Origin of the sequence: Pseudoalteromonas sp. NFXS39 (genome assembly GCF_040148775.1) — a bacterium.
GTDB classification, from domain to species: Bacteria; Pseudomonadota; Gammaproteobacteria; order Enterobacterales; family Alteromonadaceae; genus Pseudoalteromonas; species Pseudoalteromonas apostichopi.
In genome coordinates this window covers 20,165-43,997 of sequence record NZ_JAGDEC010000006.1, presented here as the reverse complement: position 1 = coordinate 43,997, position 23,833 = coordinate 20,165, and the positions used below count along the sequence as shown (strand labels likewise).

Below are 23,833 nucleotides of genomic sequence, written 5' to 3'. Positions count from 1 at the left end.
AAGGACCAGATTTTTTGGACTATTTTAACGAGAGTTATTTATTCCTAAATCACTTGCTATGGAGTTTAAAAGTAACTCATACGATTGTTTGTGAGTCGGACTTTCCATCCCTGTAAATCTATTATTCCAATCTTCTTGCCAAGAGGGCAGAGATCTTTTTTGTCCTGGGTCATCTTTTATACGAGCATCTGTTACTTCTCCTTGCCATAGAGCAAAAGCTTCTCTGTCCATATAGTTTAAGTACAAGTCAAATGTTTCAGGTGACCAAAAAGCTCTATGTGAATGCATTTTACTATTTAAGTCTCTGCGATCTTTTAAGATTGTTTCTGGAGTCATATCTTTATATTCGCCCACTTCTTCAATATAGCAATATATATTGTTTAGCTTTTTGCCAATTTGTTCGTATATTTCTGCTCTCTTTGTGATTATAATTTTATTCAAACTAAAATTATGATTGCTATCCTGTAGTGTCATGTTAGTTATTAAACCAAAAGAAGCTATGGAAATTGGCATGGCAATTCCGACAATTAGTTTTGCTATTTCGAGGCTATTCCAAACTTTATTTTTCTTGTCCACTATATACTCCTTTAAATAGTAAGAAGTTTGCAACTTATGTTGTGAAGTAACTTAAAAATAAGTGAATTTTAATTTTTTCTAAGATAAAGCTTCCCGTTTTCAACAACTCTTGTTGGTATTGAGTGTCTATCTAAGTCACCATTAATTGTAAAAAGTAGATCTTCGCAAAAATAATCATCATAGAAATGCCAAGAGTGTGACCAGTTAGCATTACTTTTAACTTTTTCCAATGTTAACCAGTGCTTCTCTACATTGACATTTACTACATTGGAAGGGCTGTTATCAGGTACTCCAACACGGCCAACTCGTGGTTGCGTGCCAAAGCGTTTAACATTTGAAAGCTTTAAAGCAGAGTCTCTTGGGTTTTGGTAATTAGTAATTCTTGTCGCATGAGCGAATAAAGAACTGGATTTTTTATCATCGCTTTGCATTGATTTTCTTGAAATATCGCCACCAATAATAGCTACTTGGCTGACATTCCAATTTATACGCTCTAGCTTTCTGTTTTGGTCTGCTTTGTAGAATGCTTCCCGGATTACATAAGCACCAGTACTATGGCCAATCAAATGGATATCTACATCGCACTTCAGATTATTCTCATTAGCTTGATTCATAGCTAAAAGCATAATGCCGTCTTTTACTAAACTCTCAGCTGTTTTTAGAGCATCGCTTCGGTCTTCTAAGTAGTTTAGTGCCGCGTTAGCGCTGGGCCAATCGAAACTAACTATCGCACCTTTAAACCCTAGCTTGTTTAAGTTCTTTTGTAATAAGTCATGGCGAATCATAATATCTTTAATACTATTATTATATCCATGTACAAATATTAGGATGTCACCGTAGGTATACCCTTCAAGTGGGTGTCCCTTGGGGTGAACTCTTTTCCTATTATTAGTTGCTCTGTTAATTACTTTTTCAAGCCAGTCACCTCTATTTAAAACTGTTTCAGTAGGGTGGGGATTAAAATTTCCATCGTTTACTTCTAGATATCTAGTAGCACCAGGTTCTGAAATGAAAAACTCTTTTTTACCTTTCTTTTTGGTATCTCTAGTACATATGATTAAATTCGAAAGCATGATTATAACTCCTTTTATATTGGTAAATATAAAAGTTGTCATCGTTTGTTTTTTAATCAAGTTTTTTGGGTGTTTTATTATAAAAATAAGTAATATTTATGGTGGGGTTGGAGCTTTCTATAAAAAATTCTAGTTTCTTTTTATTAGGTTTGTTAAAACCGCTTTTGAGTTTTATCTGGGTTAATTGGGTTGTTTTTTTTAATGATTTGGTTTTAGGTGCCTTCAACTCGAAGACACCTTTGTCCAGTTACAGCGATTGTTTTCTAAACAACCAACTGCACAGCATCAATAATCGGTTTGTTTTCGATATCTATGGTGTCGATAATATGTTTGTGTAGGCGCTTTTTGTGCTCTGCGAAAATAGCACGTTTTTTATCGAACTGGCTGGCAAATTCGAGGGCGGTATTAAATAAAGTTTCGTTGTCTGGGCAGGCTTGTTCGATTACATGATCAGTAGCAAGTTCGCCTGCGGTAACGCGGCGCCCTGTTAGCATCATCTCGTTAAAGCGATAGTCTGGAATGGCTTTTTTAATAAAGGCGAGCATGCCCGGTAAAAACGGGATTGATAAGTCAACTTCGGGGAAGCAGAAAAAACCACGATCGCTTTGCATAAACCTAAAATCACAAGCACACGATAAAATAGCGCCGTTACCAAAAGCGTGGCCATTGATCGCTGCAATAACTGGCATTGGGAAGAGTAATAAGCGTTTAAATACAGCATCCATTGAATGCATAAAGCCACTTACTTCTGCAAATTTTTGTGTTTTTAATGCGGGCATAAGCCAATCAGTATCTATGCCCAAACTCCATGATTTTTCGCTGCTTGAAGTGATCACTAGTGCTTTGTGCTCAGGGTTACTTTCGATTTCGTCAAGGCAAGTTAAAAAAGCCTCTGCAAAAGCAGGGTTGTGGCGATTTTCAGCTGTTGTCATCGTTAAAATAGCAACAGATCCTTGTGTACTTACATTCATCAGTGTCATGCTACGCCTTTATTTTATTGTGTCGTGGGCATAGTTATATACCATCGCCTTGACAAAATAAACCACAAGTCTGACCAGTCGTGAATTTAGGGGCACTTCTCTTTTGGTTGATATGGTCTTTTAGTCGAAAGGGTTTTCCAATTTGTCGCTAATAGTGATTAGTCATGGTAGCTTTAGGTTAAACACATTATTTAAAGCAGAACAATGGATTTGATCAGTTGGCAGTTTTTGGGTGGAGATTTATTAAGTCCGATCAGCACAATAATGCTCATTGTAGTTGCGGGCTTTACTTCAATGATTTCAGCGGCTTTTGGTGCAGGTGGTGGGTTAATGCTGCTGGTGATCATGGCATCAATACTACCTATGAGTTTGGTTATTCCTGTGCATGGTTTAGTACAATTAGGCTCGAACGCAAATCGCTTTTTATTCACGTTTAAACATATTGATACTTCGATGTTTGTGTACTTCTCTTTAGGGGGAGTCATCGGGGCGTTGGTTGCCTCAACGATTGTCACATCAATACCGCTTGAATTAATGAAAATAGTGGTCGCTGCCTTTGTGCTTTATTTACTGTGGGGTGTGACGCCAAAGCTTAGAGAAACCTCAAAGTTATGGCGCGTTCTTGCAGGGCTTTGGACCACGTTTATCTCGATGTTTGTAGGAGCAAGTGGGCCTTTGGTTGGCAGCTGCTTATATGTAAATAATTATAATAAGCTTAAATTTACCGCCACATTTTCAAGCTGTATGACAGTGCAACATACCTTAAAAGCGATTTTATATGGGGCTGTGGGGTTTTCATTTTGGCAGTGGTTGCCTTTGGTTATGCTCATGATAATGAGCGGTGCATTAGGCACTTGGCTTGGCCTTAAGTTATTGCACCGCATTTCGTCAGACAAATTTAAAAAGATTTTTCGTTTAGTGTTAACAGTGCTTTCCCTGCAACTCGCGTGGCAGGGGATCATGGCTTTTAATATTTAAACAAACCCAGTTTGGCAACGATGCCATGTTCTAATTCATTGAGTTGGCCTATGGTGTTATCAAGGTGCTGAGCTTCTTGCGATAGGCTCTTAGCGCCTTGGTTAATAAGCTGCATAGTATTTAAGATATCAGCGGTAACACTGGTTTGCTCTTCAGAACTTGCTGCAACGCTCTCGTTCATTTGATTAATGGTATTGATTTGTTTAGCAATATCTTTAAATACCGCTTGGCTTTTTTGATTCGCTTGGCTCACTTTATCGCTGAGTGACTTACTTTGCTCTGTTGCTGTTACGCAATCAGAGGTATTATTGTGTAGCGATACAATAATCGACTCAATCTCAGACGTTGAATCATAGGTTTTACTAGCAAGCGCTCTTACTTCATCGGCCACCACGGCAAAACCACGGCCAGATTCACCAGCACGAGCCGCTTCAATAGCAGCATTTAGAGCCAGTAAATTGGTTTGCTCAGCAATACTTTTTATAACATCGAGCACTTGGCTAATTTCATTACTGCTGGCGTTTAACTGTTTTACTACGTTTGATGTGTGGTCGAGCTGTGCTGCTAACTCATCCACCATGTTACCATTGGCATTCATGTTTTGTTCGCCCTGCTGGCATAAGCGATGTACGTCGGTTGTTTGCTGCGCGGTTTGATTAGCCCCTTGCGCAATTTCTTTGGTTGCCTCACTTAACTGACTAAGCGCATTGGTTGCAGAATCTGTGCGGTTATATTCAAGCTCGGCTTCGTTTTTAGAGCGCACTGAGGCTTCGTTTACTGTGCTGGCAATCATTTCAAGCTCGCTGGCTGTGCTGCCTAACTCAGTGATGATTTCTTGCACCTGCGCTATAAATCGATTGAAACCATCAACTAAATAGCCAATTTCATCACTAGATTGATAGCTAATGCGTTTTGTAAGGTCGCCTTCACCTTTGACAATTTCATCAACAAGGCTGTTTACGCTATCGATAGGTTTTATCACTAACAGTCGCACGATATAAATAATCACCGCACCCAAGGCGATAAAAGAGACCAGCAAGGTAATAAACATGGTGCGTGTCGACTCAGCAATGGTGCTATGCAGTGCTTGTTGTGAGTAACCAATTTTTATATGGCCAATTAAATTATCTAAATAGTGTAAATCAATAGTTTTGCTAACTGATGCGTTATTGCTTTGCTTAGTGATAGCGGCAAGTGGCTTATTACGATGATCTGTCACTGAAATGCTATGTACATGTTTGTTTTGCGAAAAGGCTTTAATAATCTGATTGATTAACGGCTCGTCATAAGAGAATACCGGTTCAGCTAAAATAACCTGCATTTGCTCATTAAGGGCAGTGATGTCTTCTTGCCATTGTTGTGTTTGATTCGATTTTGCAAGTAGGTAGTTTGCGCTGATCACAAAGATCACGCTAAGTAAAAGGCACAAAGACAGTGCCAAGGTCATTTTATATTTTAATGATTTCATTGTGCGCTCATTGAAATGGGTTAAACCACAAAGGGCTATTTTTATTAGGTGTGTTCGACGATAGCGTTGGGTTATCTAGCTCAATAACGCGACGCGAGCTTAAGTTGGCTTTTGATAAAACCATTTGTACTTGGCTGTCTGCCAAAAACATCGCGTTAAATGTGCCATCTTCAATCATCTCTTTTAGGGCATCATTTAATTGCTTGTGTAGTGTGTGATTGTTTTTGTTGACGAAAAAGTAAAGAGGGGCGGTGTATTTAATTACCAAGTGTGGTTCAACCGTAAGGTTAAGTTCTGAGTGGTTGGCAATTTCATCCCAAGGCTCATTCACACCACGTGGGAAGTAATCAAAACGCTCGCCTTCAAGCATAGGGAATAAGTTAGGGTATTTTAATGTGGTAACAACGGGCAATTGGTTCGCTTTTAATATTTTAGTATCTGGCCAAGTTTTACCTTGCCCAGCGGTGAAGCGTTTTAAATCTTGCAAGCTATTTACCGAGCTAAACAGCTCGCGGTTTTGAGCTTTTACAATTGCTACTCGCATGCCAAGTAAGCCACGAAACAAAGGAATATAAACGGCCTGATAATCTTGCTCTAACTGAGTTGATGTCATGCTCCACATCACATCAAGCTGGTTGTTTTTTACATCGTTTAGGATACGCGCGTTAGAGATATCTTTATTGGTTTCGTAAGGGTGAACATAATCTAAGCCAGCCCGTTCAATGGCGCTGATCAATAATTTGTGGGGAAGGGAGGTATCGCCACTGTAGCTCTGTACTTTTACCGGTGCGGCATAACAAGCAGATGTAAAAGCAAAGCAAAAAAGAAAAGCAAAATGACGCATAAAGCACCTTTGTTATTATTATGTAAACAATAAACTAAAGTGCTTTACGCGCTTTCTCAATCTTATTTCTTATGCATACGTATTCATACCAATCCGCAATAATACTTAATCATTTTGAGGGATTAAACCTGTCGCTATCTGCGTTAAAAATTTCTGATTTAAACAACTAAATAACGAAATTTTTGCCTTGCTATCAACAAGGTTTTCTTGCCTCAAAATAGACCACTTAATTAAGCAAATTGGTATCAATCGTTCAGTAGACTGTCGATTGACTTATCACCATTAAATAATTCAAACACTTGTGGTTTTTTCGGTGTATGTTCAGCAAGGTATAGCAGGGTATCTGCTACATCTTCACGGTTGATCACTGCATCTTGGCGAGTTGCAGGTCGCGTAGTTGTTAATAATCCAGTTGCTGCATCATTTTTCAGTGTGCCGGGTCTGACTATGCTGTAGTTTAATTCGCTATTGATCAAATGTTGATCAGCCATGTGTTTTGCCACTAAATACGGTTTTATACTGCTTTCGATATTATCTGGGGCGTCAGCGCCAATTGAACTGACTATAATAAAGTGCTTAACTTTGGCATCAACCGCATAATTAATCGCTTTTACTGCAGCCCATAAATCAATCAGTAAGGTTTTATCTGCACCCGTTGACCCACCAGAGCCAGCACTAAAAATAACTTGTTCAACGCCTTCGAAGGCGCGACTAAAATCGTTTTCGAGGTCTTGCTCGACAATCGTTAAATGACTACTTTCAAGCGTGCTCAGCTTGCTTTTATCTCGAACCAAAGCCACCACGTCATGACCACTTGCCAGCATTTTTTCGGTGGTCATTTTACCTATTTGACCCGTTGCACCAATGATTAAGGTCTTCATATCAAACTCCTTCTAATTGCTTTGTAAGTAAAGACCTTGGGGTGTGAATTTATTTTTAAAGGGGAAACTAAAAACGAAATTGTAATCAAGAAAAATAACGGGGCTAATTAAAGCCCCATCGAATCATTATATTTTATTACGAATTAGGTCGCGTACAATAAAGCGGGCGGGGTGAATAGCTTGACTCACGCGTTCGCTAAATGGTCTTGGTTCATTGTTTAAACAAGCAATTAAATGCTCTGCACATAAAGGGGCACTGCACAGGCCTCTTGCACCAAAGCCAGTGAGTACATGCAAGCCTTGCAGAGGTTTCGTTAAAGTTTGGTACTGATATCGCTTACCTAAGCGAAGATTGGCAAACGCGCTTACATAATCACTTTGTTCAGCCCACTCACCAGCCATGGGTAGATGGTCGATGAAGGTGCATCTTACAGCTGCTTTTGCCGCTGTTATCTCACCTAAGGTCGTTGCAAACTCGCTGTCTGTGTAAAAACTTAATAGTTGTTCGCGATTGGTGTGGTTGTCTTGCTCTTTAACTTCACGGCTTTTTGAGTTTTTTTCAAAGGTCGCGCCCATACAATGATGACCCTGATATTCAGGGGTAAAATAGCCCTTATGGCAAAGCACGGTCTTTAGGCGTTTTGACTGCTCGCTTGCTTGCACATGCGAGACTTGGCCGCGCACACCCACAACGGGCAGAGCGCGAGTTTGACTGAACTGATCGCTGTGTTCACCAGCACAGTTAATTACATCGCTAAATGGTCCGAATGTTTGCTCTTTAGTGTGTAATAACCAGCCATCAGCGGTTTTTTCTAACTTTTCAATATGGCAATTAAAGTGACTGTCCATTTTATTATTGGTAGTCGCACTTAAAGAATTTGCGGCATTAAATAGTGCTTTAACCAGAGCTGGTGGATTTACCCAGCCGCCTTTTGCAAAGAATACACCTGAATAACCCGTATCCACGCCGGCAATTTCGTCACCTTCTTCAGCGCTTACATTACGCATTAATTCAGCTGGCCAAAGCGCTTTATCGGCAAGGTTTTGATGTTTATCTGCTAGACCTTGTTTAACTGCATGTTGCAATACACCACACCATTGGTGAGGGTAGTCAAAACCATCATCAAGTAATTGCTGGTAAAGACGCATCGCATATAAAAAGCTATGGGCAAACATTTCACTGTGCGGTGAATTCTTCGCTTGTAGATGCGGATAAACAGCTCCTTGCACATTATGTGAAGCGCCCATGGCAAGCGCTTCATCCTGGCAAAAAAGCGTGGCTTTTAGGCCTCTTTTTGCCAGTGAATACAGTACACTGCTACTGGCAATACCGCCGCCGATAACAGCTACATTACTCAGTTCACTTTGCTGATGAGCAAAATACGCAGGCCCTGATTGTTGCTCATTAGGTTCGGTGAGCTCGCCAATCAGCATTTCGCGCTTTTTGCCATAGCCTTTTGCTTTACTCATGCTAAAGCCCGCTTCGATGAGTCCTCTTCTTACAAAGCCTGCGGCCGTGAAAGTGGCGAGTGTGGCGTTTGCTCTTGAGATAGCTCGCATCTTGTTGAATAAGCTTTGCTGCCACATATCTGGGTTTTTACTTGGTGCAAAGCCATCTAAATACCACGCATCAACAACCCCTTCGCTTGGGTAGCTCATGGTATCAATACTGTCTTGCACGTCACCAAAATAAAGATCGAGTATTAGTTTGCCGCCTGCAAATTCAAGGCGATGACAACCTGCCAGATTAATAGGGTATTGAGCAATCAGTTGCTCACTATATTCATTTAAATTAGGCCAGGCTTTGAGTGCTTGGGCGAGATCATCACGCTTAATAGGAAACTTTTCAAAAGAGATAAAGTGCAGGCGGTTAACACTTTTTTTGTCAGTTTTTTTACCACTAAGGTCGTGTTGATTTTGAACTTCTAGCTCTGCATGCTGCCTATCAAGGTAAGCAGCAAAGTGTTGCCAAGTATTTAAAAAGTTAAGCCCCGTACCAAAGCCTGTTTCAGCAATCGTAAAGTGGTTACGGTCATGATTTTGTAATCGTTGCGGGATATGGTTTTGTTGATAGAACACATAATGTGATTCGGCTAAGCCATCGTCATTAGAGAAATAAACATCGTCAAACTGATCGGCGACAGGGGTACCAAGGTGATTAAAATGAATATGTGCGTTTTTGATCATGGTTTAACTAATTAACTACAAACTTTTTTCATTATTTTACGTGTTTTCTTTGAAATAGTCTGGCGTTATTTATAAGCTAGACATTCAGAGTACATGTGTACGCTAGAAAGCTGACCACTTCGAAAGTAATTTCAGCGTAAAATAGAACACAATTTAGTATAGAGCTAAGGTAATTACCCATGAGAAGAGCCGTTATTACGGGCATCGGTGTTGTTTCAAGCATCGGTAACAACAAAGAAGAAGTATTAGAATCATTAAAACAAGGCCGTAGTGGTATTGCGTTCAACCAAGAATTTGCTGACTACAACCTACGTAGTAATGTATCTGGCAAAATCGATATTGATGTTAAAGAGTTTGTTGATCGTAAAGCAATGCGTTTTATGGGCGATGCTGCTGCATACGCTTATATTTCAATGTCTCAAGCAATTGCAGATGCAGGCCTTAGTGAAGAGCAAGTTTCAAACGAGCGCACTGGTTTATTAGTGGGTTCAGGTGGTGGTTCATCTAAATGGCAAGTTGAAGCGGCTGATATTTTACGTGAAAAAGGCGTAAAACGTGTTGGTCCATACATGGTACCGCGTACTATGGCGAGTACGACTTCAGCGTGTCTTGCAACACCATTCAAAATTAAAGGTGTTAACTATTCAATAAGTTCTGCGTGTGCAACATCAGCACACTGTATTGGTCATGCGGTTGAGCAAATTCAACTAGGTAAGCAAGACGTAATTTTTGCAGGTGGTGGTGAAGAGCTTCACTGGACACTCGCTATGGAATTCGATGCAATGGGTGCATTGTCTACTAAGTACAATGAAACACCAGAGAAAGCATCACGTACATACGATGCAAACCGTGACGGTTTTGTTATCTCTGGCGGTGGCGGTATCGTTGTTGTTGAAGAACTTGAGCATGCACTTGCTCGTGGCGCGCATATTTACGCAGAAATCACAGGCTACGGTGCAACATCTGACGGCTACGATATGGTAGCTCCATCAGGTGAAGGCGCAGTTCGTTGTATGAAACAAGCAATGCAAGGTCTTGAAGGCGGTATTGATTACTTAAATACCCACGGTACTTCAACACCTGTTGGCGACGTTAAAGAGCTTGGTGCTATTCAAGAAGTATTTGGTGGTAATTCACCAATGATCAGTGCAACCAAAGCGATGACAGGTCACGCTTTAGGTGCAGCAGGTGTTCACGAAGCAATCTTCTCGTTATTAATGCTTGAGCATAACTTTGTTGCTCCATCTATCAACATTGATGAACTAGATGAGCAAGCTGCAGGTCTAAATATCGTAACTGAGCGTAAAGACGTTGAACTTAACAATGTAATGTCTAACAGCTTTGGTTTCGGTGGCACTAACGCCACACTAGTAATGAGCAAATATAAAGGTTAAACCTCTCCAGTATTTGCTTAAAGCCGAGCAATTGCTCGGCTTTTTCACATAAATAACCCCAAAATCGTCTTAGTTGTTACCTATCCGAATACTGATAAATTCGCTACAATAGCGCCACTTTCTGCCTTTCGGACACACAAATGAAAATTCTTGCAGATCAAAATATGCCATTGGTTGAGCAGTACTTTGCCGATTTTGGTGATGTTGAGCGATTTGATGGTCGTAGTCTACAGCCAGAGCAGCTTGTCGGGGTCGATATTTTGTTAACCCGCTCTGTTACGAATGTAGATAAAAGCTTATTAACTCAAGCAGATAAATTAAAATTTGTGGGCACAGCAACTATAGGTGTTGATCACATTGATACCGAACTACTCGCTGAGCGAAATATAGCATTTAGTAGCGCACCAGGTTGTAATGCAGTTGCAGTCGCTGAATATGTTATTAGCAGTTTATATTCTTTGAGCCAAGAAAATTCCAGCTCATTACAAGGTAAAACTATAGGTATAGTTGGCGTTGGCAGCATAGGCAGCTGTTTACGTGATAAGCTAAGCCTGCTTGGTATGAATGTGCTGCTATGCGATCCACCAAAACATGAAGCCGGTGAGTTGGCAGAGCATATTGAGTTAGACGCATTATTAGCTCAAGCTGATATCGTAACTTTTCATGTGCCGCTGGTTAAGCAAGGGCCACATAAAACCTTGCACATGCTAGACGAAACGCGCTTAAAGGCACTTAAGCCTGGAATGACTATTATCAATGCAAGCCGTGGTGATGTGATTGATAACAAAGCATTGCTTGCACTGTTTAAACAAGGCGCAAAATTAGATTGCGTGCTTGATGTTTGGGAAAACGAACCCAATATACTGACTCCTCTGCTTGATTATGTGCGTTATGCCAGCGTGCATATTGCAGGGCATACACTCGAAGGTAAGGCCCGCGGTACACAAATGCTGTATCAGAAAGTATGTGAGCTTGAAGGTATCGCAGCACTTAAATCTCTGGACGACTTTTTACCAGAGCCAATTAGTCATTCTGTCACATTAGGTGAAACCTTTAACCAAGACGATATCGGCCGCTTGGTGCACTTAATTTATGATGTACGTCGTGACGATGGCATTTTACGAAGTAAATTAGCAAGCGAAGGCTTTGATAGTTTGCGTAAGAATTACCCGCCACGACGAGAGTTTAGTACTTTGTCGGTGGCTGCTAACAGTGCATGTGAAGGCGCATTAGCTGCACTGGGATTTAGAATTAACGAATAAAGTCATTTGCTTTATTCAAAAGAGGAAAACACATGTCGCAAAAATTTAATGTAGCCGTATTAGGTGCCACAGGTTTAGTGGGTCGTCAAATTATCGAAACTTTGGAAGATCGTAAGTTTCCGGTAGACCAATTATTTTTACTCGCAAGTAGCCGTAGTGCCGGTGAAGAAATTCAATTTCGCGGTGAAAGCCTTGAAGTAATCGATGTTGAAGAGTTTGATTTTAGCCAAGCTCACATTGGTTTATTTTCAGCAGGCGGTAGTGTCTCTGAAAAATACGCACCCATTGCGGCAGACGCAGGCTGTGTAGTGATTGATAATACATCACACTTTCGTAATGACTTTGACGTACCATTAATTATTCCTGAAGTGAATGCATCAAGCTTAGCGGATTTCAGAAACCGCAACATCATTGCAAACCCTAACTGCTCAACTATTCAAATGTTGGTGGCGTTAAAGCCTATTTATGACGCTTATGGTATTGACCGCATTAACGTATCAACTTATCAAGCAGTATCAGGTGCGGGCAAAGAAGCGGTTGATGAACTAGCTAAACAAACAGCGAACTTAATGAATGCACGCCCAATGGATAATGCTGTTTTCCCTAAACAAATCGCCTTTAACGTGATCCCACAAATCGACAGTTTTGAAGATAACGGTTATACCCGCGAAGAAATGAAAATGGTCAACGAAACACAAAAAATCTTAGGTGATAACAGTGTTGTGGTTAACCCTACTTGTGTTCGTGTACCCGTGTTCTTTGGTCACAGTGAAGCGATTAATATTGAAACGCGTATGCCAGTAGATATTGAACATGTTAAGCAGCTATTAAACGATACACCAGGTGTAGAGTTTATTGAAGACTTAGCCGATTATCCAACAGCGGTGTCAGACGCCAGTGGTAATGACACGGTTTACGTGGGTCGTTTACGTGCTGATATTTCGCATCCACATGGTTTAAATATGTGGGTTGTTAGTGATAACACGCGCAAAGGTGCAGCAACAAATAGTGTGCAGATTGCTGAAGAGCTAATCGCAAATTACTTGTAAACTGATGATTTAGGCTGAGCTAAATTTGAGAAAAAGCGGCAATTTGCCGCTTTTTTTGTGAATTCACTGCCAAATTATTGCCGCATACGTTGTAAAAGCGTATAAACTTAACGATAACAATAAAAAAGCCTCTCAGCCGCTATTATTTAAGCTATTTACTATCAAGGTGTTGCAATAGATATTGCAAGGCAACTAAGTTATAGTTTGCAGCTGGAATAGAGCTTGCAAGAAAACATAATTAAGAATCAATTCTGCAAGAATTACTTGATGTTTAAGCAACTAAGGTTGCTGTGTTAACATTTAAAACATAAAGGATCAGCATGCGCGGTTTAGCAACACTCTTCATATTAGCGTCTGCATTGGTGGTAACACCGACATACTCTGATGAAGGCACCACACTTAAAGGCCCTAAAGGTGTCGATTACGGTGCGCAGGGGCGCTCTATTGGTCCAATTAAACCGACCGATACATTATGGCGCATTGCCGCTAAAATTCGCCCTGACAACTCTGTAAGTATTTATCAGGTCATGCAAGCTTTGTATGACAAAAACCCATCGTCATTTTTAGACCAAAACCTTAATCATATGCGTGATGGCGCATATCTAAAAATCCCAACTATTGCCGAAATGCGTGCGGTCAATCCGACGCTAGCAAAAGCGCGTTCTGAACAAGATGATGAGCTATGGGAAAAGAAGAAAAACGGTACTTTGACTACCGCTGAAATCAATGAATCGCAAAAGAAAGTCACCCAAGCCCGTAAAGTTGATGTAGACGAAGCAAAGCAAGAGCTTAAGCAAGAAATCAACACCATTAAAACAGAACAGGGCACGCAGCTTGTCGAGTTACAAAAGCAGTTTAAATCGTCGGTTGAAAATGTTGAAGAAATCTTAGCAGAGAACAATAAGCTCAAAAAACAACTTACAGGTATCTCTAAAGAGCTTGAAACCGTTCGAGATCAACTTGGCCAAGACAGTGAAATTCAAAAGCAGCTGAAAGAACTGATCACTAAACAAAATGAAATCATAGAGCAGCAAAAAGCAAAAAAGATTGAAGAGGACAGTGGGTTCAACTTTTCGGATTTACTGAGTAACCCATTTGTTCTCGGTGCATTAATGTTTATTCCTGCATTACTAATCATTGCTGCTGTTGTGATGTTTTTGAAAAAACGTAACAACTCTAGCGATGACACTGATGGCAGTGACGACGATGAATTTTTACCACAAAGTCCAAGTTATAATCCTGATGATGAGTTAGAGTCGATAGTAGAAAGTGATCCACTAGTTCCAGATCCGGTTGAAGAAAATGACGACTTGAGTGTTCGTTTAGATGATGACTTAGACCAAGACATGTTGCCAGATGATGACATCATTTTTGACGACAGCATTGATGATAGCTTTGATGAAGACGACAGTGTTCTAAATCAAGATGAGCTAGAAGGGCTATTAAGTGATGACATCGAGTTTAATGATGAGTCTTCAAGTAATGCTGACGATGATGATTTAGATGCATTTTTGCAGCAAGATTTCGATCAAACCGATGACGACAGTTTGGGTGATGAAATTGATCTTGATAGTGGGCAGCCTCAAGCTGATTCATCTGGTGATATTTTAAGTGCTGACGATATTGACGACTTATTTGATACTGATGAAGATGACTCGTTAGATAACGCGAATGATGAAATGGCAGCGCTTAGTGAAGAGCTCGCAGAAGATGACGCTGAAGATGATTTTGACATTGATAGCTTAATTGATGAGCAAAATAACACAGATTCTAATCAAGAAGTAAACCTAGACGATATTGATGATTTACTAGATGAAAATAATGATGCCGCAACAACTAACGTTGAAGCAGAACTTATTGATGAAGATGATTTCGATATCGACAGCCTAATTGATGAAGCGCAAACAGAAGAGCCAGCAGCCGAAGCGAATGATGCAATAGAAAACGACGATCTTGATGATGCGCTGGATGTTGATGACATTGACTCGCTATTAGATGAAGTTCAAGAGGAACAAGCTCCTGTCGAAGAGACAAGTGCCGATGAACTCATTGATGAAGACGATCTTGATATCGAGAGCCTAATTGATGAAGCGCAAACAGAAGAACCAACAGCTGAAGCGAATGATGCATTAGAAAACGATGATCTTGATGATGCACTGGATGTTGATGACATTGACTCGCTATTAGATGAAGTTCAAGAGGAACAAGCGCCTGTCGAAGAGACAAGTGCCGATGAACTCATTGATGAAGATGATCTTGATATCGACAGCTTAATTGATGAAGCGCAAACAGAAGAGCCAATAGCTGAAGCGAATGATGCATTAGAAAACGATGATCTTGATGACATTGACTCGCTATTAGATGAAGTTCAAGAAGAACAAGCGCCTGTCGAAGAGGCAAGTGCAGATGAACTCATTGATGAAGATGATCTTGATATCGACAGCTTAATTGATGAAGCGCAAACAGAAGAGCCAACAGCTGAAGCGAATGATGCAGTAGAAAACGATGACCATGATGATGCACTGGATGTTGATGACATTGACTCGCTATTAGATGAAGCACAAGACGATCCAGAGCCACAAGAAGAGCAAGAACCTGAAGCAGAGCTTGTTGAAGAGCTAACCGAAGAACCTAGTACAGATGATTTAATCGATGAAGACGAGCTTGATGATGCTCTTGATGTTGACGATATTGACTCATTATTAGATGAAGCACAAGAAGAGCAAGAACCTGAAGCAGAGCTTGTTGAAGAGCTAATCGAAGAACCTAGTGCAGACGATTTAATCGATGAAAATGAGCTTGATGATGCTCTTGATGTTGACGATATTGACGCGTTATTAGATGAAGCACAAGACGATCTAGAGCCACAAGAAGAGCAAGAACCTGAAGCAGAGCTTGTTGAAGAGCTAACCGAAGAACCTAGTGCAGACGATTTAATCGATGAAAACGAGCTTGATGATGCTCTTGATGTTGACGACATTGATTCATTATTAGATGAGGCACAAGAAGAGCAAGAACCTGAAGCAGAGCTTGTTGAAGAGCTAATCGAAGAACCTAGTGCAGACGATTTAATCGATGAAAACGAGCTTGATGATGCTCTTGATGTTGACGACATTGATTCATTATTAGATGAAGCACAAGAGCCAGAACAAGAATCCGCTGAAGAGCCTACCGAAGAGCCTATTACAGATGATTTAAGCGATGAGTTTGATACTGATGACATCGACTCATTACTCGATGAGGTTGATGCAGAGTCAGAAGAACCTGAGTTAACAGATGATAGTGATTCAGATATTGATGACAATGCTGCGCAAGATGATGAACTAGATGTAGCAGATATCGACTCTTTGCTTGATGAACAGAGCAGTGATGAGCAGGACTCTGACGTTGATGATGAGCTAGAAGAGCTTATTCAGCAAACAAATGAGCTGAAGCAAGACACCGAAGCGCAGATCTCAGATTTAAGCCATGAACAGAGTGACAGTGCAGAGCATGATGAGAATCTACAAGAGTCGCTAGAAGATTTAGCCGATGCAGATCAAGCTGTTGATGACATGAATGTTGAATCGATTGCCTCTGAGTTGGTTGATGACGCGGATGATAGTGACGAAGTTGATATTGATGAGGCGTTAAATCAAGAGTTTAATGAAGATAGCGATGAGCTATTAGATGAAGATGATAGTCTAGATGAATTTGATGATTCATCACTGAAAAGCGTTGATGAGTTATTAAATGAAATTGGTGAAGAAGATGATTATGTCGAAGCACCAGATTGGTCAATAGATGAACCAGAGCAAGACATTGAAGAAGTTGAAATTGATTTAGGCGATGATCCACTTGCAGATGAAGACCTAACCGATGAATTTGATTTAACTGCCGATGAAGAGCCATTACAGCAAGATACGGTGACTCCTAGCCAAGAGTTGGAAGAGTATCCAGAACTTGAGCTAGATGAAGCAGGTTTTGAATTAGATGAATCTGATGAAGACACTTCTAATCAGTTAGACGAAGATGAGCCATTACAGTTAAGTCAGGCAGAGCAAGACCTTGCTAACTCATTAGCAACGGGTAATGAGCTTGGTCAGTTAGACGATGATTTTGATGATGACATCTTGCTTGATAATGAATTCACAGAAGATGATGTTCTTGATTCTGAGGACGACTTGCCGGAACAATCAGAAAATGAAGGCACAAAAGAGTTAACTAGCGAAGAGCCAATTGATGATGAGGTTGCTGAAAGCCAAGACGAATTAGAGGATTTCCCTGAATTCGAATTAGACGATATTGAACTTGATGATGCTGCAGAAGCTGAGCAAACATTAGCTGATATCGAGTCTAATTTAGCTGACGAGGCTGATTTAAGTGAGCTGTCAGATGATGAAATCGATGATGATTTTATGGCTGATCTCACTCAAACAGACTTTGATGCGCTGTTAAATGAATTAGCAGAGCCAGATGAAGCTGATATTGCTGATGCCAGTGAATTTGATGTTGATTTTAATGCCCTATTAAATGAAGACTTACAGGGTGAAAGTCAACAGACAGTTGAACCTGAAGTAGCGGTCTTAGAGGATCAAGATGAACAAGGGCAACAAGCTACAGCTGATGAGTTTGTAGATATTGATTCATTACTTGAACAAAGTGATGATGAAGCTCTAGACCATGAACCTTATGACGAGGTTGATATGGATGTAGGATTGAGTGATTTTAATGACTTACTTGCAGGTGATAATCCAACTGATGTTGATGCCGAAAGTGGTGGTTACTCAGCTAAACTGGACCTAGCAAGGGCATATATCGAAATAGACGACTTTGATGCAGCACTGCAAGCTATTGAAGATGTGATAGCGAATGGCCCTGATGAAGTGCAAGAAGAAGCACAGTCATTAAAAGCTAAGATAAGTGAGTAATATTAATCAATAAAAAACCGAGCTAATAGCTCGGTTTTTTATATCTAAGCGAAGGCTATTGCTTGTCTTGTAAGCGGCGAGCTTTGAAGTCAGACTCGGCTTTCCATTTTGGCCAATCACCGTTATTAGCAAGCTTGGCTGCAATATCAACGATCAGTTCAATATCTTGCTCAACACCACCCATAGACCACTCGGCTGAATAGTCGTCAGCTTCTTTATGATATTTATGAGCAATATAATCAGGATCTGTATCGCCTAGGCTCATAAATAGTAAGCTTGGAACGCCTTGTTTAGCTAGAGAGAAGTGATCAGAGCGGAAGAACAAACCATTTTGAGGACGAGGGTCCATTTTTACATGACGACCTTGTACTTTAGCTGCATCTGCAAGGTAGTCTTCCATCTCAGACATGCCTTTACCGTATTGCAATATGTAGTCAACGCCGTCTAGCACGTTCATACCATCAATATTAAGCAACGCGACCATTTGTTTGGTTGGTACAATTTCGCCAGTCGCAAATTGCTGAGAACCAATAAGTCCCGTTTCTTCAGCCGTAAAGTTGGCAAAGATAATAGAGCGCTTGAATGGCTTGTTCTTATGCATTTCGGTAAGAATTCGGGCTATTTCCACTGTTGCTGCACTACCTGATGCATTATCTACAGCACCATTATAGATTTTTACGCCGTCATCAGTTTGCTTCGTACCAAAGTGGTCCCAGTGTGCGCCAATTACAATGTACTCATCAGGAGTTTCGCTGCCTTTTAGGGTTGCAACAACGTTATGCGACTGAGCTTGAGAGATATCACTTTGCAGTGTCAGCTCTGCCTTAGCGTTTAAATCTACGGGTTTAAAATCTGCTTTTAATGCATTGGCTTTTTCAGTTTGATAATCAAGGCCGGCTTGAGCAAAGATTTCATTTGCAGCTTGCTCATCAATCCAACCCATAACAGGAATGTCGGAAACATTTTTCTCTTGGTCGATTAAGGTATATTTACTGCCAGTGTTCGAGCTTTCAACTACGCTCCAAGGGTATGCCGCAGGAGCTGTTTCGTGAACGATGAATACCGCTTTTGCGCCTTGTCGTGCACCTTCTTCATATTTGTAAGTCCAACGGCCGTAGTAGGTCATGGCATTACCTGTGAAAAGTGCTTCGTCTTGGGTCGCAAAACCTGGATCATTAACAAGTACGATAATGGTTTTGCCTTTGACATCAATATCAGCAAAATCATCCCAGTTATATTCTGGTGCATTAATGCCATAGCCAACAAACACAACATCAGAACCATCAATATTAATCTCAGGGTTAATTTGCTGAGTGCGGGCGGTAAAATCACTGCCAGCATTAAAGCTTAAATCACCCACTTTTAGGGTCATGTTTTGATCTGGGGTGAGTTTTGCCATAGTAACTGGCTGTAAAAACTCGCCATTATAACTACCTGTTAAGCCGAGTTTTTTATACTCGTCAGCTAAATAGTTAATGGTCAGCGTTTCTCCTTCAGTCAAAGGGCCACGGCCTAAGAATTCATCAGAGGAAAGTGTTTTAATATGTGAGCGCACATTGGCAATGTTAACGGCTTCATGGTTTTCAGCACTTGGCTTATTAGCGCTAGATATTGGTTGCTCAGAGCAGCCGAATAAACCAACTGCAAGTGCCAAGCTTGCATATTTAAGGTGAGTTGTCATAGTTTTTCTGGTTGATTGCACAAGGTTTCACTATATGGGACGAGAAGGGGGACTGTCCAGAAAGAGTCTGCAAATAACTAATTATTCAGGATGAAAGGGTAATAATGCACTTTTATACCAGTCCGTAATAATACTTAATCATTTTGAGGGATTAAACCTGTCGCTACCTGCGTTAAAATTTCTTATTTACGACGGCATGGATGCAGAAGGTAGCATGCAGGAGCAATTGTCGATCACAACTAAATAACGAAATTTTTGCCTTGTTATCAACGAGGGTTTATTGCCTCAAAATAGACCACTTAATGAGCGAATTGGTATTACTCTATCAAGTGAACGATTAAGTGTTATTAATCTTGGTATCTTGAGTTCTAAAACCTCGGCAACGACTGGGTACTGAATGATACTTGCGCTTGGTATGCTTTTTGTTGAGGGGTTAATTGGGTTATATCAAGATAGAGTGGCGATTGCTAACCATTTTTGAAAATCTCAATTTTTATTATAAGTAAATGTCCTGTGTAGTTTTTTGTGGCTTGTTGTAAAAGTAAACTGTCTAGTGCATTTTTTGTTTTTACGGTACACTAGTAACTTGATTGGAGGGGCACATGAAACTATCACAGAGAAAGCGATTAGATATTTTGAATGCAGCAGAGACATTATTTTTTCAGCAGGGTGTTGAGAATACAAGTATGGATCAGGTTGCAAGCTTGGCGGGCGCCTCTAAGCGTACGGTATATAACCACTTTGAAAATAAAGATGTGTTGTTCCAGGCTATTCTTGTGTTTATGTTTGAAAAAGTACGCCAAGAGCAAGCTGTTGTGTTTGATGCTTCTTTGCCAATAGCAGAGCAGTTAACCTGTATTGCCGAGCAAGAAGTAGCGCTACTAACCTCTGAAGAGTTTTTAAAAGTGGCGAAAGTAGCCTTCATGCAAATGTTAAAACAGCCTGATTTAGCTAAATCATTAGCTAGTAACAACATGGGCTGCATGCAAGACCTTGTGTCGTTTTTAGAAGCAGGAAACCAAGCGCAGGCTTTAAATATTGATGATGTTGAGTTCGCTGCAAAACAATTTGTATATCAATTAAAGTCCTTAATTTTTTATCCATTGCTGTATGGCTTTGAACGTCAAGCTGGCGACTCTGATAGTAAAGTGATTAGTGAAACCGTGAAAATGTTCTTAGCGCGATATGGGCGCTGATTGTCTGTTTCATAAAAAAAGCCCGCTTGATGCGGGCTTTTTATATTTATAAGAAGTCTTACTTCACTTCTTTACCAGCTGCTTGTTGGTCAGCATGGTAGCTTGAGCGAACAAATGGACCACAGGCCGCATGAGTAAAGCCAATTTCGTCTGCATAGTCTTTTAATGCATCAAACTCTGCTGGCGGCACATAGCGTTTAACAGGTAAGTGGTGCTTAGAAGGTTGTAAGTATTGGCCTACTGTTAGCATATCAACGTTATGCTCGCGTAAGTCACGTAACACTTCTTCGATTTCGCTAATCTCTTCACCTAAACCTACCATCAAACCTGATTTAGTTTTCACATTAGGGTGCGCTTCTTTAAAACGACGTAGAAGCTCAAGTGACCACTTATAATCAGCACCAGGACGCGCTAATTTGTATAAACGCGGTGCAGTTTCTAGGTTGTGGTTAAATACATCTGGCGGCGTCTCGATTAAGATATCAAGGGCTCTGTCCATACGACCACGAAAATCTGGCACTAAAATTTCAATGGTGATTTCTGGGTTGTGCTTACGAATTTCACGTATACAGTCAGCAAAGTGCTGTGCACCACCATCACGTAAATCATCACGGTCTACCGAGGTAATAACAACATAGCTAAGCTTCATGTCTTTAATGGTCAGCGCTAGCTTTTCAGGCTCTGCTGCATCTGGCTTTAATGGACGGCCGTGTGCAACATCACAGAATGGACAACGACGAGTACAAATAGCACCTAAAATCATAAAGGTAGCTGTACCATGGTTGAAACATTCAGATAGGTTAGGGCATGATGCCTCTTCACAAACTGAGTGCAAACCATGTTTACGCATCGCTTGTTTAATACCATCAATACGTTCGGTTGATTTAGGTAAGCGAATTTTCAGCCACTCTGGCTTACGTAACATTTCGTTTTTTTCAGTCGGTAAAACTTTAACTGGTATCAGCGCCATTTTTTCTGCATCACGCAGTTTTACGCCTGGTTCCATTTTGACTGGTTTATTCATTCGTTTTCAAACCCTTCAGTATGCTTAACCACAGTAGCATTAAGCTTTTTAATCATGTGTTTTACAAGCCCTGCACCTGCTTGCTCGAGGTTTTGCGGACCGTTAAGGTCGGTTGTTTGCACCATGTTCATGCCAGCATAGCCACATGGATTTATACGCAAAAATGGCGCTAGATCCATGTTTACATTAAGTGCTAAACCGTGGAAAGAGCAACCGCGGCGAACACGAAGGCCTAATGAGGCGATTTTACTATCGTTTACGTAGACACCAGGTGCATCTGCTTTGGCGTAGGCATCAATGTCATATTCTTTTAGCGTGTCGATAATACACTCTTCAAGCCATGTAACTAGCTCTCTTACACCAATTTTTAAACGACGTAAGTTGAACAGCACATACATCATTTGCTGGCCTGGTCCGTGGTATGTTACTTGGCCACCACGGTCCACTTGGATCACTTCGATATCACCGGTATTTAATAAATGCTCAGCTTTACCAGCTTGGCCTTGAGTAAATACAGGCTCGTGCTCAACGAGCCAAATTTCATCGGCTGTGTGCTCATCACGGGTGTCGGTAAAAGATTGCATTTTTTGCCAAATTGGCATGTAACGCTGACGACCTAATTGACGAACGATTAATTCTCTTTCGCTCACGATTTACTCCGTAATCGGTCTATAGCATGTGACGTACGTCATCGATGTTGCTGATCACGTTATAAATTTCTTCAATATGCTCTTTACTTGTAACGGTAGCTACAAGCGTTACAGATTCGTAATTACCTTTGCTGCTTGGTTTTACCTTTGGCGCATAATCGCCAGGTGCAATTGGTTGCAGCTTTTCTAGGATCTGATCTGTTAGATTTACATTAGCTAAACCCATGATTTTAAATGTGAATGGGCAAGGAAAATCTAAATACTCGTCAAACTTAGTATTTTTTACAGGTTGAACCACGACGGTGACTCCTCAAACAGTGAGTATGCTTAATAGAGGTGTTCTCTGCCATTTCTTGGCGTTAAGCAAACTTAGATTACGACGCACTCGACCCAGCGCGACTTATATGGGGCGCATTCTATCATTTTTCAGACAAAAAAAAACGCCTTGCGGTGCAAGGCGTTTATAAACTTTACTAGCAGATTACTGAATTTGTAAACGCAGGTAATCGTAGATCTTGCTAAAGAAGCTACCTTCTTCCACTTCTTCTAGTGTAACTAGTGGGTATTGAGCAATTTCTTCACCTTCAAGCTGTAAGAAAAGCGTGCCTACTTTAGTTCCTTTAGCCAGTGGTGCTTCTAACGTTTTATCAAGCTCGAAGTTTGCTTTTAAGTTTTTACGCTGACCACGCGGGATAGTAATTGGCGTGTCTTCTAAGATACCTAGCGATACGTTTTCTTTGTTACCCATCCAAATACGTTGTTCTGCAAAGCTATCGCCTGCTTTGTATGGGGTAATTGTTTCGAAAAAGCGGAAACCATAGTTAAGTAACTTTTTGCTTTCAACTTTTCGTGCACGCTCGCTTTCAGTGCCCATAACTACCGCGATTAAACGCATGTCGTCTTTAGTTGCTGAAGTGACTAAGCTATAGCCAGCTTCAGACGTATGGCCAGTTTTAATACCGTCAACATTCATGCTTTCATCCCACAACAGTGAGTTGCGGTTGTACTGCTTGATACCATTAAAGGTAAATGATTTTTTAGCGTATACTTCGTATTCATCTGGTACATCACGAATAAGAGCTGCACCTAATGTTGCCATATCGCGTGGTGTTGTGAAGTGTTCGTTAGTATCTAAACCGTGGCTATTTACAAAGTGGCTGTTAGTCATGCCAAGTTTTTCAGCATGCGCATTCATTAAATCAGCAAATGCACTTTCACTACCAGCAATGTGTTCTGCCATAGCTACACAGGCATCGTTACCAGATTGAATAATGATACCGTGATTAAGGTCATCAACACTGATCTGCTTACCTACTTCAATAAACATTTTTGATGACTCAGGAAAATTCTTTGCCCAAGCTTTTTCACTCACTGTAACCATATCGGTTGGAGCAATATTACCTGCTTTGATTTCAGTACCAATAACATAACTGGTCATCATTTTGGTTAAACTAGCAGGTGCTAGCTTTGTATCAGCTTCGCCTTCGGCAATTACTTTACCTGTGGTGAAATCAACCAAGAAATAACCTTTCGCATTAACTTGAGGTGGGGCAGGGATAATTTGGGCTGTTGCAGAAAATACGCTAGCAGTGCAAACAAGGCCACAAACGCCACTTAAGATTTTATATTTTATAGATTTCATCGTACTCATTAATGGTTAAAGTTAAACATGTTGCGTTG

The 23,833-nt window shown here is 40.7% G+C and carries 18 protein-coding genes; 6 read left to right on the top strand and 12 right to left on the bottom strand.

Going from position 1 to position 23,833, the window contains the following annotated elements:
- Nucleotides 1–24: 24 nt before the first annotated feature.
- The 3 genes from J3455_RS12230 to J3455_RS12220 all read right to left on the bottom strand — a co-directional run bounded on the left by J3455_RS12230 (nucleotide 25) and on the right by J3455_RS12220 (nucleotide 2,629).
- Nucleotides 25–576 carry a hypothetical protein gene (locus J3455_RS12230; RefSeq protein ID WP_348708750.1) on the bottom strand — a complete coding sequence of 184 codons (552 nt, stop codon included), beginning with the start codon at nucleotides 574–576 and terminating at the stop codon, nucleotides 25–27.
- Between the two features lie 68 nt (nucleotides 577–644).
- Nucleotides 645–1,649: an alpha/beta hydrolase gene (locus J3455_RS12225; RefSeq protein WP_349561843.1), complete on the bottom strand. Its 1,005-nt coding sequence runs from the start codon at nucleotides 1,647–1,649 to the stop codon at nucleotides 645–647.
- Nucleotides 1,650–1,912: 263 nt separating this feature from the next.
- On the bottom strand, nucleotides 1,913–2,629 hold the full coding sequence (locus J3455_RS12220) for an enoyl-CoA hydratase/isomerase family protein (protein ID WP_239977747.1): 717 nt from the start codon (nucleotides 2,627–2,629) through the stop codon (nucleotides 1,913–1,915).
- Nucleotides 2,630–2,833: 204 nt separating this feature from the next.
- On the opposite strand from J3455_RS12220, the gene J3455_RS12215 reads away from it, so the two are divergent.
- Nucleotides 2,834–3,607 carry a sulfite exporter TauE/SafE family protein gene (locus tag J3455_RS12215; protein WP_349561842.1) on the top strand — a complete coding sequence of 258 codons (774 nt, stop codon included), beginning with the start codon at nucleotides 2,834–2,836 and terminating at the stop codon, nucleotides 3,605–3,607.
- Here the strand turns inward: J3455_RS12215 and J3455_RS12210 are convergent.
- The 4 genes from J3455_RS12210 to mnmC form a co-directional block, all read right to left on the bottom strand.
- Nucleotides 3,597–5,075: a methyl-accepting chemotaxis protein gene (locus J3455_RS12210; protein WP_130051146.1), complete on the bottom strand. Its 1,479-nt coding sequence runs from the start codon at nucleotides 5,073–5,075 to the stop codon at nucleotides 3,597–3,599. The genes J3455_RS12215 and J3455_RS12210 overlap by 11 nt on opposite strands.
- A gap of 7 nt (nucleotides 5,076–5,082) precedes the next feature.
- Nucleotides 5,083–5,919, bottom strand: coding sequence for a substrate-binding periplasmic protein (locus J3455_RS12205; protein WP_130051147.1), 837 nt, complete (start codon nucleotides 5,917–5,919; stop codon nucleotides 5,083–5,085).
- A gap of 245 nt (nucleotides 5,920–6,164) precedes the next feature.
- A complete protein-coding gene (locus J3455_RS12200; protein ID WP_256854570.1) occupies nucleotides 6,165–6,800 on the bottom strand; it encodes an SDR family oxidoreductase in 636 nt (211 codons plus the stop codon).
- Nucleotides 6,801–6,926: 126 nt separating this feature from the next.
- Nucleotides 6,927–8,987, bottom strand: coding sequence for a bifunctional tRNA (5-methylaminomethyl-2-thiouridine)(34)-methyltransferase MnmC2/FAD-dependent 5-carboxymethylaminomethyl-2-thiouridine(34) oxidoreductase MnmC1 (mnmC, locus tag J3455_RS12195; RefSeq protein WP_349561840.1), 2,061 nt, complete (start codon nucleotides 8,985–8,987; stop codon nucleotides 6,927–6,929).
- A 179-nt stretch (nucleotides 8,988–9,166) separates the two neighbouring features.
- Here mnmC and fabB point away from each other — a divergent pair, with 179 nt between their 5' ends.
- From fabB to J3455_RS12175, 4 genes are all read left to right on the top strand, one after another.
- Entirely contained in the window at nucleotides 9,167–10,381 is a 1,215-nt protein-coding gene (fabB, locus tag J3455_RS12190; RefSeq protein WP_130051150.1) for a beta-ketoacyl-ACP synthase I, read from the top strand.
- A gap of 140 nt (nucleotides 10,382–10,521) precedes the next feature.
- Nucleotides 10,522–11,643, top strand: coding sequence for a 4-phosphoerythronate dehydrogenase (locus J3455_RS12185; RefSeq protein ID WP_130051151.1), 1,122 nt, complete (start codon nucleotides 10,522–10,524; stop codon nucleotides 11,641–11,643).
- Nucleotides 11,644–11,675: 32 nt separating this feature from the next.
- Nucleotides 11,676–12,692, top strand: coding sequence for an aspartate-semialdehyde dehydrogenase (locus J3455_RS12180; protein ID WP_167658330.1), 1,017 nt, complete (start codon nucleotides 11,676–11,678; stop codon nucleotides 12,690–12,692).
- A 320-nt stretch (nucleotides 12,693–13,012) separates the two neighbouring features.
- Complete coding sequence (locus tag J3455_RS12175) at nucleotides 13,013–17,602, top strand: FimV/HubP family polar landmark protein (RefSeq protein ID WP_349561839.1); 4,590 nt, start codon at nucleotides 13,013–13,015, stop codon at nucleotides 17,600–17,602.
- 55 nt (nucleotides 17,603–17,657) lie between these two features.
- On the opposite strand, the gene J3455_RS12170 is transcribed toward J3455_RS12175, so the two are convergent.
- Nucleotides 17,658–19,283 carry a M28 family metallopeptidase gene (locus tag J3455_RS12170; RefSeq protein WP_349561838.1) on the bottom strand — a complete coding sequence of 542 codons (1,626 nt, stop codon included), beginning with the start codon at nucleotides 19,281–19,283 and terminating at the stop codon, nucleotides 17,658–17,660.
- Nucleotides 19,284–19,885: 602 nt separating this feature from the next.
- On the opposite strand from J3455_RS12170, the gene J3455_RS12165 reads away from it, so the two are divergent.
- Entirely contained in the window at nucleotides 19,886–20,479 is a 594-nt protein-coding gene (locus J3455_RS12165; protein WP_294085646.1) for a TetR/AcrR family transcriptional regulator, read from the top strand.
- 58 nt (nucleotides 20,480–20,537) lie between these two features.
- Here J3455_RS12165 and lipA read toward each other — a convergent pair whose 3' ends face one another.
- The 4 genes from lipA to J3455_RS12145 all read right to left on the bottom strand — a co-directional run bounded on the left by lipA (nucleotide 20,538) and on the right by J3455_RS12145 (nucleotide 23,795).
- The gene (lipA, locus tag J3455_RS12160) at nucleotides 20,538–21,503 is read right to left on the bottom strand and encodes a lipoyl synthase (RefSeq protein WP_130051157.1); all 966 of its coding nucleotides are present in this window, start codon (nucleotides 21,501–21,503) and stop codon (nucleotides 20,538–20,540) included.
- On the bottom strand, nucleotides 21,500–22,153 hold the full coding sequence (gene lipB, locus J3455_RS12155) for a lipoyl(octanoyl) transferase LipB (protein ID WP_167658326.1): 654 nt from the start codon (nucleotides 22,151–22,153) through the stop codon (nucleotides 21,500–21,502). The genes lipA and lipB overlap by 4 nt, the downstream gene beginning before the upstream one ends.
- A 19-nt stretch (nucleotides 22,154–22,172) precedes the next feature.
- Nucleotides 22,173–22,451 (bottom strand): DUF493 family protein YbeD, encoded by a 279-nt coding sequence (gene ybeD, locus J3455_RS12150; RefSeq protein WP_054551674.1) that lies wholly within the window; start codon nucleotides 22,449–22,451, stop codon nucleotides 22,173–22,175.
- A 183-nt stretch (nucleotides 22,452–22,634) separates the two neighbouring features.
- Nucleotides 22,635–23,795, bottom strand: a complete 1,161-nt coding sequence (locus J3455_RS12145; protein WP_054551673.1) for a serine hydrolase — start codon at nucleotides 23,793–23,795, stop codon at nucleotides 22,635–22,637.
- Nucleotides 23,796–23,833 lie beyond the last annotated feature (38 nt).

Excerpts from the sequence above, each read along its gene's own strand:
- J3455_RS12180 (WP_167658330.1), top strand. The coding sequence starts at position 11,676 with ATGTCGCAAAAATTTAATGTAGCCGTATTAGGTGCCACAGGTTTAGTG.
- J3455_RS12175 (WP_349561839.1), top strand. The coding sequence starts at position 13,013 with ATGCGCGGTTTAGCAACACTCTTCATATTAGCGTCTGCATTGGTGGTA.
- fabB (WP_130051150.1), top strand. The coding sequence starts at position 9,167 with ATGAGAAGAGCCGTTATTACGGGCATCGGTGTTGTTTCAAGCATCGGT.
- J3455_RS12205 (WP_130051147.1), bottom strand. The coding sequence starts at position 5,919 with ATGCGTCATTTTGCTTTTCTTTTTTGCTTTGCTTTTACATCTGCTTGT.
- J3455_RS12200 (WP_256854570.1), bottom strand. The coding sequence starts at position 6,800 with ATGAAGACCTTAATCATTGGTGCAACGGGTCAAATAGGTAAAATGACC.
- J3455_RS12185 (WP_130051151.1), top strand. The coding sequence starts at position 10,522 with ATGAAAATTCTTGCAGATCAAAATATGCCATTGGTTGAGCAGTACTTT.
- J3455_RS12145 (WP_054551673.1), bottom strand. The coding sequence starts at position 23,795 with ATGAAATCTATAAAATATAAAATCTTAAGTGGCGTTTGTGGCCTTGTT.
- J3455_RS12170 (WP_349561838.1), bottom strand. The coding sequence starts at position 19,283 with ATGACAACTCACCTTAAATATGCAAGCTTGGCACTTGCAGTTGGTTTA.
- mnmC (WP_349561840.1), bottom strand. The coding sequence starts at position 8,987 with ATGATCAAAAACGCACATATTCATTTTAATCACCTTGGTACCCCTGTC.
- J3455_RS12220 (WP_239977747.1), bottom strand. The coding sequence starts at position 2,629 with ATGACACTGATGAATGTAAGTACACAAGGATCTGTTGCTATTTTAACG.
- J3455_RS12225 (WP_349561843.1), bottom strand. The coding sequence starts at position 1,649 with ATGCTTTCGAATTTAATCATATGTACTAGAGATACCAAAAAGAAAGGT.
- J3455_RS12210 (WP_130051146.1), bottom strand. The coding sequence starts at position 5,075 with ATGAAATCATTAAAATATAAAATGACCTTGGCACTGTCTTTGTGCCTT.
- lipA (WP_130051157.1), bottom strand. The coding sequence starts at position 21,503 with ATGAATAAACCAGTCAAAATGGAACCAGGCGTAAAACTGCGTGATGCA.
- J3455_RS12165 (WP_294085646.1), top strand. The coding sequence starts at position 19,886 with ATGAAACTATCACAGAGAAAGCGATTAGATATTTTGAATGCAGCAGAG.
- J3455_RS12215 (WP_349561842.1), top strand. The coding sequence starts at position 2,834 with ATGGATTTGATCAGTTGGCAGTTTTTGGGTGGAGATTTATTAAGTCCG.